The organism is Arenibacter sp. P308M17, assembly GCF_003426735.1.
In the GTDB taxonomy this organism is placed as follows: domain Bacteria; phylum Bacteroidota; class Bacteroidia; order Flavobacteriales; family Flavobacteriaceae; genus Arenibacter.
The window spans coordinates 358,159-372,133 of record NZ_QVON01000006.1 but is presented as its reverse complement, the minus strand read 5'-3'; the positions used below and the strand labels follow the sequence as shown (position 1 = coordinate 372,133).

At 42.1% G+C, this 13,975-nt stretch carries 11 protein-coding genes; 2 read left to right on the top strand and 9 right to left on the bottom strand.

Annotated features, from left to right (window positions below):
- Positions 1-64 precede the first annotated feature (64 nt).
- Together gyrB and asnB are read right to left on the bottom strand one after the other, a co-directional pair.
- On the bottom strand, positions 65-2,026 hold the full coding sequence (gyrB, locus tag D0S24_RS16080; RefSeq protein WP_117020835.1) for a DNA topoisomerase (ATP-hydrolyzing) subunit B: 1,962 nt from the start codon (positions 2,024-2,026) through the stop codon (positions 65-67).
- A 547-nt stretch (positions 2,027-2,573) separates the two neighbouring features.
- Positions 2,574-4,244 (bottom strand): asparagine synthase B, encoded by a 1,671-nt coding sequence (gene asnB / locus D0S24_RS16075; RefSeq protein ID WP_117020834.1) that lies wholly within the window; start codon positions 4,242-4,244, stop codon positions 2,574-2,576.
- Between the two features lie 241 nt (positions 4,245-4,485).
- On the opposite strand from asnB, the gene D0S24_RS16070 reads away from it, so the two are divergent.
- Positions 4,486-5,025 (top strand): DUF2911 domain-containing protein, encoded by a 540-nt coding sequence (locus D0S24_RS16070; RefSeq protein ID WP_117020833.1) that lies wholly within the window; start codon positions 4,486-4,488, stop codon positions 5,023-5,025.
- Positions 5,026-5,168: 143 nt separating this feature from the next.
- Positions 5,169-6,806, top strand: a complete 1,638-nt coding sequence (locus D0S24_RS16065) for an ABC-F family ATP-binding cassette domain-containing protein (protein ID WP_117020832.1) — start codon at positions 5,169-5,171, stop codon at positions 6,804-6,806.
- 28 nt (positions 6,807-6,834) lie between these two features.
- Here the strand turns inward: D0S24_RS16065 and D0S24_RS16060 are convergent, their stop codons facing one another.
- From D0S24_RS16060 to D0S24_RS16030, 7 genes are all read right to left on the bottom strand, one after another.
- Complete coding sequence (locus D0S24_RS16060; protein ID WP_309545104.1) at positions 6,835-7,437, bottom strand: YkgJ family cysteine cluster protein; 603 nt, start codon at positions 7,435-7,437, stop codon at positions 6,835-6,837.
- A 138-nt stretch (positions 7,438-7,575) separates the two neighbouring features.
- Positions 7,576-9,336 (bottom strand): arylsulfatase, encoded by a 1,761-nt coding sequence (locus D0S24_RS16055; protein WP_117020872.1) that lies wholly within the window; start codon positions 9,334-9,336, stop codon positions 7,576-7,578.
- A gap of 144 nt (positions 9,337-9,480) precedes the next feature.
- Entirely contained in the window at positions 9,481-10,197 is a 717-nt protein-coding gene (locus D0S24_RS16050) for a sugar isomerase domain-containing protein (RefSeq protein ID WP_117020830.1), read from the bottom strand.
- A gap of 397 nt (positions 10,198-10,594) precedes the next feature.
- On the bottom strand, positions 10,595-10,786 hold the full coding sequence (locus tag D0S24_RS16045; protein WP_031442744.1) for a cold-shock protein: 192 nt from the start codon (positions 10,784-10,786) through the stop codon (positions 10,595-10,597).
- 147 nt (positions 10,787-10,933) lie between these two features.
- Positions 10,934-11,125: a hypothetical protein gene (locus D0S24_RS16040; protein WP_147321473.1), complete on the bottom strand. Its 192-nt coding sequence runs from the start codon at positions 11,123-11,125 to the stop codon at positions 10,934-10,936.
- A 387-nt stretch (positions 11,126-11,512) separates the two neighbouring features.
- Entirely contained in the window at positions 11,513-11,938 is a 426-nt protein-coding gene (locus D0S24_RS16035) for a hypothetical protein (RefSeq protein ID WP_117020828.1), read from the bottom strand.
- Positions 11,939-12,199: 261 nt separating this feature from the next.
- Positions 12,200-13,951, bottom strand: coding sequence for a TonB-dependent receptor (locus D0S24_RS16030; protein WP_117020827.1), 1,752 nt, complete (start codon positions 13,949-13,951; stop codon positions 12,200-12,202).
- Between the last annotated feature and the right edge of the window lie 24 nt (positions 13,952-13,975).

Here is a 13,975-nt window from a genome sequence, read left to right as displayed (position 1 = left end):
ATTTTTGTTAAAACTAAAAAACTCGCCCCAATGGAGCGAGTTTTTGTTGTGTAAACCCTATTTTTTATGCATCAATGTTGGCATAGACGGCATTTTTCTCAATAAACTCCCTTCTAGGTGGAACCTCATCCCCCATCAACATGGAAAACACCCTATCCGTCTCTGTGGCGTTATCTATGGTAATCTGCCTTAAGGTCCTAAATTCCGGATTCATCGTAGTATCCCACAACTGCTCGGCATTCATCTCTCCAAGACCCTTATAACGTTGAATCCCCACACTACCATTAAAACTCTCGGCAATTTCATCGCGTTCCTTATCCGTCCAGGCATATCGTTTCTTTGTTCCCTTTTTCACCAAATATAGTGGTGGGGTAGCTATATAGACATGCCCTCCCTCGATCAGTTCGCGCATATACCTAAAGAAAAAGGTCAATATCAGGGTCTCGATATGGCTACCATCCACATCCGCATCACACATAATCACTACTTTGTGATAGCGCAACTTGTCGAGGTTCAAAGCCTTACTGTCGTCCTCGGTACCTATAGTAACGCCCAAGGCCGTATATATATTTTTGATTTCCTCATTTTCGAAAACCTTATGGGTCATAGCTTTTTCCACGTTCAGAATTTTACCCCTTAAAGGAAGAATGGCCTGAAAAGCCCTGTCCCTTCCTTGTTTGGCGGTACCTCCCGCAGAATCTCCCTCTACCAAAAACACTTCGCACAAGGTGGGATCCTGCTCCGAACAATCCGATAGCTTTCCGGGCAGGCCACCAATGCTCATCACCGTTTTACGCTGCACCATCTCACGGGCCTTGGTAGCTGCATGTCGGGCCTGGGCCGCCAAAATTACCTTTTGGACAATCGTTTTGGCATCATCCGGGTTCTCCTCCAAATAATTGGTCAACATTTCCGAGACTGCCTGACTCACTGCCGCAGACACCTCCCTGTTCCCTAATTTGGTCTTGGTCTGTCCTTCAAACTGTGGCTCCGCAACCTTTACGGAGATAATAGCCGTTAAACCTTCCCTAAAGTCGTCCCCCTGAACTTCGAATTTTAATTTTTCCAACATTCCGGAGGCATCGGCATACTTCTTCAAAGTGGTTGTCAACCCCCTTCTAAATCCGGCCAAATGTGTTCCACCTTCATGGGTATTAATATTGTTCACATAAGAATGCAGGTTTTCCGTATAAGAAGTATTGTATACCATGGCAACTTCCACAGGAATATCGTTCTTCTCCCCCTCCATGGAAATTACGCTGCGAATTAGGGATTCGCGATTTCCGTCCAAAAACTTGATAAACTCCTTTAGTCCCTCATCGGAATAAAAACGTTCGGTGGCAAAACCACTTTCGCTGTCCTTATCCTTTTGCCGTCTGTCCATTAAGGTAATGGCCACGCCCTTGTTCAAGAAAGAAAGCTCGCGCATTCTATTCGCCAAGGTCTCGTAGCTGTACTCCACTGTCTGGGTAAATATGGTATCGTCAGGTGTAAAGGTAACGATGGTACCCCTCTTATCGGTTTCCCCGATACTTTTTACCGGATAAAGCGCTTTGCCCTTACTGTATTCCTGTTCCCATATCTTTCCATCCCTGTAAACCGTAGCCCTCAAATGGTTGGATAGTGCATTCACTACCGATACCCCAACCCCGTGCAGACCACCTGACACCTTATAGGAATCCTTATCAAATTTACCTCCGGCACCAATTTTGGTCATTACGACCTCCAGGGCCGAAACGCCCTCCTTTTTGTGAAGGTCTACAGGGATACCCCTACCGTTATCCTGGGTAGTAATGGAATTGTCTTCATTTATCGTTACGGTAATTTCATCACAATGGCCGCCCATTGCCTCATCTATGGAGTTATCCACCACCTCATAGACCAAATGGTGCAAACCACGTACCCCTACATCTCCTATGTACATGGAAGGCCTCATACGCACATGTTCCATACCCTCAAGGGCCTGGATACTATCTGCGGAATAATTGTTCTTTTTTTGCTCGTCTTTATTTGCTTCTTCGCTCATAAATAAATACTTATTTCATTATAATTTTAGCAATCCTACAAATATACGCAATACCCCATGAAATATAGGGTTTGTAGCCAATATAAGTCGCTAAGTTATCAACAAAAATTGTGGAAAAAATACCAATCGATATAATTGATTTCAGGGAGCCCGGTTCCAACATCCACCTACCCCGTTAACAGCTCAAAACAAACAGGAAACAAGGACACTAAATTATCTTACAAAACATAATAAATATCTTGAAACGGACTGGATGGTTAGGTTGGCAGTAAGCTGTAAGCTATAGGCTATAGGCTATAGACAAAAAAATGAATTTTATGCCCTCTGGCTTTTGTCAACTGTGGACACCCAAGGTTTATAAAAACCAAAGTAACTACAATGAAATCTTAGGCCTGTCGACAAAGGCAGGCCTGTCCGACTACGTTCAGGCGGGGTTTTAACCTTTAACTAAATAATAAAAGAGGCACCCTATAAAGAATGCCTCCTATGCACAAATAAACTAAAACTAAAACTAAATCTTAATACCTTATTGACTCTTCCGGCAGCATTACTTTACATAAGCATCGGAATGTACCTTGGATACCGCCCTACCGGACGGATCGTTCATGTTCTTAAAGGCCTCGTCCCATTCCAAGGCAATTCTGGTGCTACATGCCACGGATGGTTCCTGGGGAACACACAATGCCGCCGCATCCGATGGAAAGTGCTCTTCAAAAATAGAACGGTAATAGAACTCTTCTTTGGACGTAGGGGTCTGTAATGGAAATCTGTACTTGGCATTAGCCAATTGATCGTCCGTAACCTCCTTCTTAACCACTTCTTTTAGGGTATCTATCCAACTGTAACCAACTCCATCGGAAAATTGTTCCTTTTGTCTCCATGCAACACTTTCGGGCAGCATATCCTCAAAAGCCTTACGAACCACCCATTTCTCCATGCGCTCCCCGTTGATCATCTTATCCTGGGGGTTAATTCTCATGGCCACGTCCATAAATTCCTTGTCCAAAAATGGAACCCTTCCCTCTATACCCCAAGCGGCCAAGGATTTATTGGCCCTTAGACAATCGTACATATGAAGTTTGTCCAATTTACGGACCGTTTCCTCATGGAAATCCTTTGCACTTGGTGCCTTGTGAAAATATAGGTAGCCCCCGAAAAGCTCATCCGCCCCCTCCCCTGACAAGACCATTTTTATACCCATAGATTTTATAACCCGGGCCATAAGGTACATGGGGGTAGAAGCCCTAATAGTAGTAATATCATAGGTCTCCAAGTTGTAGACCACATCCTTAATGGCGTCCAAACCTTCCTGAATGGTAAATTTTATTTCGTGGTGCACGGTACCGATATGCTTGGCCACCTTTTGGGCAGCGGCCAAATCCGGGGAACCTTCAAGTCCCACCGAGAAGGAATGCAATTGCGGCCACCAGGCATCGGTAGTGTCGTCCGACTCAATTCTTTTCTGGGCGTATTTTTTTGCTATGGCAGAAGTTACCGAAGAATCCAATCCCCCGGAAAGCAATACCCCATAAGGTACGTCGGACATTAATTGTCTATGAACGGCAGCTTCCAAAGCCTCTTTAATGGCCTGTATGCTAGTCTCATTGTCCTTTACCGCATCGTATTCCATCCAATCCCGGGAATACCATCTTTTAAATTCGCCATCCTTGCTGTGCAAGTAATGTCCCGGAGGAAACAACTGTATCTTGGTACAGGTTCCTTCCAATGCCTTTAACTCGGACGCCACATAAAAGGTACCATTAATGTCCCAACCTACATATAGCGGAATAATTCCCATATGGTCCCTTGCTATAAAATATTCATCCTTTTCAGAATCGTAGATGGCAAAGCCAAAAATACCGTTCATTTCATCCAAGAAATCAACTCCTTTCTTCTGATATAGGGCCAAAATTACCTCACAATCGGACTCTGTCTGAAAATTATAGGTGCCGGCAAATTGCTTGCGCAATTCCCTATGGTTATATATTTCACCATTAGCGGCCAATACCAATTTCTTGTCCGGGCTGAACAAAGGTTGTTTTCCCGAAGCAGGGTCAACGATCGCCAAACGTTCATGGGCCAAAATAGCCTTCCCATCAGCATATATCCCACTCCAATCCGGACCCCTATGTCTAATCTTCTTGGACATTTCCAGCAGTTGAGGCCTTAACACCTCGGTACTCTCTTTTACATCAAAGGCACATACAATTCCACACATACTATAATATTTATGTCAATTTTAAAGCAAATATCCATTTAATATTAATACAACAAAACATAAAATGTATAATTAATTATAATTTAAAACAATAAATAGTAAAATACTAATATACTGTTATCATATAAATGATTTCGCTCACATCAACTCGCTATTTTGTAAGGAGTCTAAAATTTACCGACTTTTAATTCGGATTAATAGGAATACTACTTAAATTTGACAATCTCTAAAACTAAAAAAAATGAAAAATTTATTTACGATTGCACTTATGGTCATTGCCTTGACCTTTAGCTCCAAAGCTATTGCACAGAAATTCAGCGGCTTGGACAAGAGTCCTGCGGACATTGCATCCTATCCTACCGATTATAAGGTTTCGGAAAAATTGGTTCGGGTAACTTACAGTAGACCACAATTAAAAGGACGTTCCATTTCGGAGCTTGCCCCGGCAGGGAAGGTATGGAGAACCGGAGCCAATGAGGCCCCTGAAATCATTTTTTATAAGGACGCTACCGTGGGTGGCAAAGCGGTGGCCGCCGGCACCTATTCCCTATTTACCATCCCAGGTGATAAGGAATGGACCGTAATATTGAACAAAAATTTAAATCAATGGGGCGCCTATTCGTACCAGGAAGATGCCGATGTAGTTCGAGTACCTGCCAGTGCCAGCAATGTATCCGAAACATTGGACGCCTTTTCCATTGCCTATAAGGATGTGGACAATGGCACCCATATGGTATTGGGATGGGGAAACACAAGGGTATCCCTGCCAATTACCTTTTAAGGAAAATTATCTGCATATAGAAAATTAAATAATAATAATGGAGTACTGGAAAAGCAGGTCTTTTTCGGAACAAGATTTTAAAAAAGCCGTCTCAAACTAATTGAACGGCTTTTTTTATAGTTTTGCAGACTTAAAATTGAAATATGATTTCTGTAGATGCAATTGCCGTAGAATTTAGTGGTGACACCTTGTTTAGCGATGTTTCCTTCGTTATCAATGAAAACGATAAGATTGCCCTGATGGGAAAGAACGGGGCCGGAAAATCTACCATGATGAAGATAATCGCAGGGGAGCAGAAAGCTACCCGGGGCCATATCCGCTATCCCAAAGACGCGGTAATTGCCTATTTGCCCCAGCATTTGCTTACAGATGACAACAGTACCGTTTTTGAAGAAGCCTCCAAAGCCTTTAAGGAAATTTTTAGCATGCGCGATGAAATGGAGCGCCTGAACAAGGAATTGGAAACCCGTACCGATTATGAATCGGATGCTTACATGAACATCATTGAAAAAGTATCGGACCTGGGAGAAAAATTCTATGCCCTGGAAGAAATAAATTATGAGGCAGAGGTAGAAAAAGCCTTGAGAGGCCTAGGGTTTAAACGCGGGGATTTCCATAGACCTACCAGTGAGTTTAGCGGGGGGTGGCGGATGAGAATAGAACTTGCCAAGATTTTATTGCAAAAACCGGACCTCATCCTTTTGGATGAGCCAACCAACCACGTAGATATCGAATCCGTAATCTGGCTGGAGGATTTCCTGCTGAACAAGGCCAAGGCGGTGGTGGTCATCTCGCACGACAAGACCTTTATAGATAATATTACCAACAGAACCATAGAAGTGACCATGGGTAGAATCTATGATTATAAGGCCAATTACACCCACTACCTGCAGTTGAGGGAAGACAGACGTAGCCACCAGATAAAAGCTTACCAGGAACAGCAAAAGTTTATTGCGGACAATCAGGCCTTTATAGACCGGTTCAAGGGCACCTATTCCAAAACCAACCAAGTAACTTCCCGTGAAAGGATGCTGGAAAAATTACAGATCATAGAAATTGATGAGGTAGACACAGCGGCCCTAAAACTGAGGTTCCCTCCTTCCATACGTTCGGGCGACTATCCGGTTACCGCAGAAGGGCTGTCCAAAAGTTATGGCGACCATGTGGTTTTCAAGGATGCCGATCTCTCTATTTCACGAGGGGAAAAGGTTTCTTTTGTAGGAAGGAACGGCGAAGGAAAATCTACGATGATCAAGGCTATTTTGGGCGAAATTGAAGTAGAGGGCCAATGCAGGTTGGGACACAATGTAAAAGTAGGTTATTTTGCGCAAAACCAAGCCTCCCTGTTAGACCCTGAACTCACCATCTTCCAGACCGTGGATGAAGTGGCCGAAGGGGACGTTCGTACACAGATCAAAAATATTCTAGGCAGGTTTATGTTTAGCGGGGACGACCTCGAAAAAAAGGTGAGCGTACTTTCTGGAGGGGAAAAAACCCGTCTTGCCATGGTTAAATTACTTCTTGAACCGGTGAATCTGTTGATCTTGGATGAACCTACCAACCATTTGGACCTAAAATCCAAGGACGTACTTAAGGAGGCCTTGCTTTCCTTTGACGGCACCTTGATATTGGTCTCCCACGACAGGGATTTTCTTCAAGGCCTATCCCAAAAGGTGTTCGAATTTAAGGACAAACGCGTTATAGAACATTTTGAGACCATAGATGCCTTCTTGGTACGCAACAGAATCGAAAACCTTAAAGAAATAGATCTAAAGGTTTAAAAATAGGCTATAAAATTCATAATTAAGGTTACGCAATAACCTTATGTCCTTCCGGGAAGGGACGGTAGGCATAATACTGGAGTACTTCCTCAATGGCGGCCCTCAAAGCCTTGTTGATAGGAAGAATACTATTGCCCATCCTAAAATCTATCTGATTTAAATTCATATAGTAGTCCGTAAAAATGGGCACGTATAATCCATTCTTCATGGCAACCTTGGAATTTTCATAAAGCTCCGCCTGGTTTTCCTTTATAATCTTGCAGGTGGCCAAACGGAGTTCTCCCATTTTATCCCTAGTTGCCCCAAAACCAAATAGACGACAAATTAGTCCGCGGTACTTATAATCCCCGCATCTGCCACTATTGCTATCCAAAACGGACAATGGCCGATATAAATGGCAAATGGAATTATTGCCCACCTTTAATTCCTCCAAAGTAGTTTCTGCCTTCCCGCTTAAAAAAAGATAAAAGGCCCATGGCAAAAATTCCAGCGGGGAAGCTTCAATATCCGGATAGGTACAGCACTTGCCGCATCCTGCTTTACAGCCAAGACCCGATTCGGATTGAAAGATAGCTATCTCCCTATCCAAACCGGCAAATAATGCCTCAACTGCTCTTACCCTGCTTTCCATGGACATTAAAATTTTGTGCGAATGTACATCAATAATGGTCTTGTACAACAATTATTTAATGTACCTCATCAGGAAAATTACAAGCCTAAAAAATCATTCATTTTCTTGAAAACGAGTGACTAAAAAACCCGTTGGATCCTAATCCACTTTTTCCATTTCCATCCAAAAAGGAAAGATATTTTTGTTGTCCACTGCATAAAAGGGTATAAGTTTAGCTGTCATTTTTGGAAAAAAAACCTTCTCCATCCGGATAATATCGGTATTCCCTTTTTTGTTCTCCATTTGCCAAACAAGGGTATTGGCTTCCAAAACCATTCTCCCCTCAGGGGCCACCGGCCTAACAAACTTATAGGTAATATTATAATAGCCCTCTTCAACATCAGTGTCCCAATGGCCATAAACTTCCTCCTGATTCCAAATACCACGTTCCCCCCCGGCATCGTTCCTATTTAAAATAATAGGGTTCTCATGAGGCGTACCGACCAAAATTTTTGGAGGGTCGACCAGGTTTTCGGAAACGATCAATTCCTTATATATTTTATCCAGCTCTTTTTTTAGGTCTATGGCCAATGCTCTGTTTTCCATTAATACATTGTGCTGTTCGTAGGGATCCTTGGTAAGCTGGTACAGTTCAAAATCTTCTATCCCGGCATTGTAGTCCGTTTTTCCCACCAACTTATACCCGGATTTTTGAATCGCCATATTATGGTATAGTTCGGGGTACCTACGTGACCAATAAAAAAATAAGGAACGGTCTTCCCAATCCACTGGCCGGCCCTGTATTAATGGAACCAAACTTTTACCGTCCATTACCCTGTCCTTGGGCATGTCCACATCGCATATTTCCGAAAGGGTAGGCAGTACGTCCAAATGTGCCGCCATGGTCTCCACCTCTTTGTTGTCTTTGGAAAATGCCGGATATTTCAAGTAAAATGGCACGCGAACGCCCCCATTGTACACATCGCCCTTACGTCCCCGCATACCACCTACATACCTGGTCTGTTGGGGACCATTATCGGTCATAAAAATTATAAGGGTATTTTCAGATATCCCCAAAGCATCCAATTTATTGAAGAGCTTCCCTAGGTTGTCATCTATATTGTTTACCATGGCATACACCTTTCTGGCATCCTCCTTGTCCTTTTCGCTCATTTTTGAAAATGGCTTCCCGTCCTTGCCAAACCCTGCAGAAGGATCTACATCCCTATACTTTTGATAATAGGAATCCGGCACCTGTAAGGGGGTATGCGGGGCATTAAACGCCAAATAGCAAAAAAAAGGGGATTCCTTATTTTTTTCAATAAAATTAATGGCCTGGTCCGTAAAGATATCGGAACAATACCCTTTATAGGATTCCTGTAGGTTGTTGTGCCAAAGCACAGGGTCAAAATAACTTCTATCCCCCTTAAAATAGGTAGTAATATCACCAACTTGCCCCATACCGCCCGATAGGTGGATAACGGACTCGTCAAAGCCCTGGTCACTGGGCCTGCTGGGGTAATTATCCCCTAAATGCCATTTTCCAAATGCCCCTGTGCTATAATCTGCCTGTTTCAACATTTCGGCAATGGTTACCTCGGAGGAAGCCATAATGGCACCCCCATTGTACGTATCCCTCATACCCGTCCTCAAAGAATAACGCCCCGTCATTAAACTGGACCTGGTGGGTGCACAAACTGGGGAAACGTAAAAATTGTTGAACCTAACACTTTCGCGTGCCAAGGCATCAATGACCGGTGTCCTTACATGTGGATTTCCAGTAAATCCCAAATCCCCGTAACCCTGATCATCCGTAATCACCAAAATTACATTGGGACGTTTATCCTTCTGTGCATAGCCGCTGGAAGTGAGCCCCAAAATCATTAAAAGAAAAATACAATGCCTATACTTTAAGTTCATAAGTGGTGGTTTCAAGTTCAATTGATTATGAACCCATTTAAACTTCTGTCCATGGCCTATAAAAGACCTTTCGTTGCGTAAACTTCCTAAATTATAAAATAGAGGCGTTAAAAAAAAGAAAAGGTCCTTCGATTCCCCCATTTGCTACAGGTGTTTTACCCTGGATTCATATTTTTGATATAGCGCTTCATTGTCTGCCCCGTCTATGTTCTGACTCTGAAAAATAGAGACATCCACACCTTGTTCCAAATTAATCTTGATGGCTTCGGTCGAGATTATGTTTACAATGATCATTCCCAAGACCGAGGAAGCCGGACCTATAAGTAGATCGTTAATAGACATCACCCCATCTCCAGTAGGAACACAATTATCAATTACCAAATCCGCAATCTGGAACAATTTCTTCCCGCTAGAATGTCTGGAAGGGTACTTTTTGGACTGCTCCATGGAAGTGATCGCTATGGTATTTAAACCCTGCTGCTTTGCTTTCATGGCCATCTCCAGGGGCAAGGTATTCCTTCCCGAATTTGAAACAACGATCAATACATCCCCTTTATTAAATTGGTACTTCTTCCAAAGTATTTCTGCAAGTCCACTGATCTGCTCTATTTCAGCAGATCTTCTTGCCCCATTGGCCATAAGGACCATATCGTCCATAATGGCATTTACATTGGCCAAATTGGAGGCCCTACCAAACATTTCCATTCCGATCATTTGGGAATGGCCGGTACCTATGGTATGGATAATACCATCGTTCTTGATAACGTCGGCCACAATTTTAGCGGCACTGACCAATTTATCCTTCTGGTCTGCAGCCATTTTATTGATCAGTAAACTTATTTTATCCAAGTATTCGAACATAGGGAGAAATGCATATAAGCTAAATAATGAAACTACTAAATGGATATTGGGGCAACCTTCCCAATCTACTATACATGTTTATATGAAACAATATAATGAATAAAAGTCTAAGGACACATCATTAGCCTGCGGAGCCCTAATTTCTAATTGCATAAGGCAATATATGCATTAAAACCTAAACCAAATACTGTATCCCTCTATATGGAACATACCTGAAGCTCGGGGCGTTAAACCGTCTCAAGACTCGGGGCGTTAAACTATAAACCCCGCCAAAAGGCGGGGTTCGTTCGACCAACGTATTTCAATGCGCCATCGGCTTTTGAAATCCGGGTCTTACGAATAAAAAAAGCCTATCATTCGATAGGCCTCAGGTCTTAGGAAATTAAAAAAGTATATATTAAATAACTTTAACGTTTACTGCGTTTAATCCTTTTTTTCCTTCTTTTAGTTCAAACTCAACTTCATCGCCTTCGCGAATTTCGTCGATTAAACCAGAGATGTGTACAAAATGTTCTTTGTTAGAACCTTCTTCTGTGATGAACCCAAATCCTTTGGCATCGTTGAAAAATTTTACTGTTCCTCTACTCATTACTAAAATTTAAATTAATTACTTATTATAAGTCAAATATAGTTCCAAAAGTTTGAACCACAATCATTTATAGCCAACAATTTTAACAAGTATCAAAAAAAAACTCGATTATCCCTTTAAAGGCCTACTTTTCAAGGGGTTTGGAAATTATAAACCCAACGCTTCCATTAGGTGCCCTACCCTCTTCATCCCCATTATTTCCCATAGGTTGCGCTGCTCCATATCTATTCCAGCCAATTCTCCGTACGGCCAAACCCAATTCAGTACACCTATTTGCACGATCCCATTGTGCGAGGTTCTTTTTGTAGGAAAAAGTACCCAAATTGTCCTATTATCCATTGATTTCAATGTTCAAAATACTTGAGAGTTGTAAATTAATGGGTAAAACTTGGAGACCAAAACCATTCCAAACGAGCAAAAGGTTTAGGTATATTTTATCAAAACTAAACTACTGCAATTAAATTACATCCCTGCCGGAATGGAATTCCTTGGCAAGGACTGGGAGCCAAGTCGACAATTAACGGTTGACATTAAACAGCAGTGATGAACATTTTTGCCGACTGCAAACAGCCACTACCGACTTTAGATACCTATAAATTATAGCAACAAATCCCTAAAGCGATCGAGAACACAGTTTTAACCTTTAACTGGAAATAAATAAACACCCATATAATCAGGGATAATGGTAACCCCTGCAGCCAAATACGGCCCTAAGGTCTATATCCCTTATGATTTGTTTCTTTTTCCCTTTAATAAAAATGAACCGTCCACAGAATTTGCCCTGCCATTTATAATATCATCCTTCACCTGTAGGGAAACCTGTACTTTTCCCCCTTCAATATATACCGAAAAGCTCACCGTATTATCCTTGACCGTAACATCCGAAGCCGTAAGTTTATTGTTATTGACATTTACAACAACCGCATATTCCCCTTTTTCCTTGGTAATAATCAACACTCCGGAACTATATTCATAAGGAACATCCTCCACGGTATATTCCCATGTTCCAATTGGTGAACGGTACATGATTTCAGCTATATTGATCGGATCAATGGAACCATAAGTACCATTATTCAAGTTTACAGCCAAAAGTGGCATACTACTGAAAGCAAAAAAAGTAAAAGCGCAAATCAATTTTCCAAAATTTTTCATTTCCAAATAGTTTATAATTGAAGTGATCTACAAAATTAGGTTAATCAACAACAAAAAGTATCCTTTTTTTCCATTCTGTGATTAAATGCCCCAATGCGTGACGAATGGGACATGTACTCCTTAAATCAAAAATACCTTGCTGCCTTTTTGCCTCTCTTGTCGGGAAGTTTAAAGGCAGAAGGTACATTTAAGGCGACCATAAAATACCACGGGGTTTTTGGTAGATCATGACCAACCGCTAAATCCAAATATTGTTTTTATCTATAGATCAAATTTGTAGGTGGCTCCGGCCAAGACTTGAAAACCCTGTACCCTATAATTGTTCCAGCGCATATAATTCTGATCGGCAATATTATTTGCCTTTGCAAAAACGGACAATTGTTCATTAATACGATAGCCAATATGCGCATTGGCATCAAAATAGCTATCCAAAGTCACCGGGGTCATTGCATAGTCTTCCGGTAAAGTTCCCGGGGAGGCCACAGTGTATAGATCATCACGCTCCCCTACATAAAATAGATTGGCACCCATAAACCACTTCTCCCCTATTTGATAATCCATAAACATAGAAGCGGTAAGACCTGGCAGGTTCCAGGCGGGATTATCGGTTTCCGTGTCGTAATCATAGACCTGGGCATTTATCCCTAAACTAAAATTACGGTTTATATCTACGTTCAATTCTCCAAAAACTCCCAAGGTCTTTACATCATCATAAAACACCTGGAAGCTATTTCCGTAATAATATCCTTTTTCATCTGTCCTGGAGGTGTTTTCCGGATTTAGTAAGAATAACGGTTTTCTATTTTCCGCCATATAGGATCCCTTAACATTATAGCTAAGATTGGGCAGCAGCTGTCCCTTTATGCCAATATAGGCATCGTACTGTTGGTCTGTAGGTTGCATGTCCAAGGTGGGGGAAACATATGGGTTCTCTTCCACAAAACCATAGAAGGAGTTCTGCTTTAACTCCCCTTCTACCCCACCATAGGCAATGGCCACCTCATCCAACAAACGATAGGATGCCATTATAGTAGGATAAATATAGAAATTGCCCTCACTGTTTTCCAAATCCATACCATACACCAAATTTGCGCCCAGATTAAGCGAAAAATCGTCCCCTAGAATGTTGATGCTGGGATTTATCCCAAATTGCAAATGCGAATAATCTATTCCTGGCAGGTTGGAGTCGTTCCCTACCTGGCCATTCTTGAACTTACCTCCCAAATAATCTACCTTGGCCTTGAGTATCAAAAATTCATCGCCCAAAGGAAATTGGAAGGCAGGTTTTAGCACTGCCCTATTTTCTCCAGATTTGGTAGCATCCCAAAACCGCCTGTACCATAGCTCGGCACTTTTAAAAAAAGAATCTTCCACTTCCACAGATCCCCCGGCATATACATTAAAATAGTTCTGCTTTTCATCTATGCCGTTCACCAATTCCTCCGTATAATACCCATTGGGAATTCCGTACCAATTATACATTTGGTGCTGCCCCCCTATATTGGCTCCCCAACGTATATCCCTGTCACTTTTGGTATAATTGGCGTCCAATTTGGTGTTGTAAAATATGTTATCCAAAGCGGTACCGTCTATTTCCCCCCTAGAGGAATGGTGGTTTAGGCTTACATCCAGCCGTTCATCCCTGTTAAGGGCGCTACTGGTATAAAAATCTGCCAAGGCGTTGTTGTAGTTGCCCAGGCCTACGGATGCATAGGAATTATATATTTTTTCGGGCGGAAGCTTTTTCACCCCGGAAGCCTTCCCCTTGGAAGGAGTAAAAGTGGAGGCAACGGGAACGGAAAATATGCTGTAATCGATCGGTTTTTTTTGCAGAACTATGGAGTCGTTCAAAGTAGGTACCGACTTCAGCTTGAAAGCGTCCGAAATGGTAGGTGCATAGGCCTTAACCACTGTCACCGTTTCCGTTCCTAAGTCTTTTTTATCTTCCTGTGCCGATCCGATCTGTAGAAAACCTAGAATAGCAAATATGGATATTTTAATGTGCATGTGCATACTGTGTTCTTTTTGCAAGGAAAT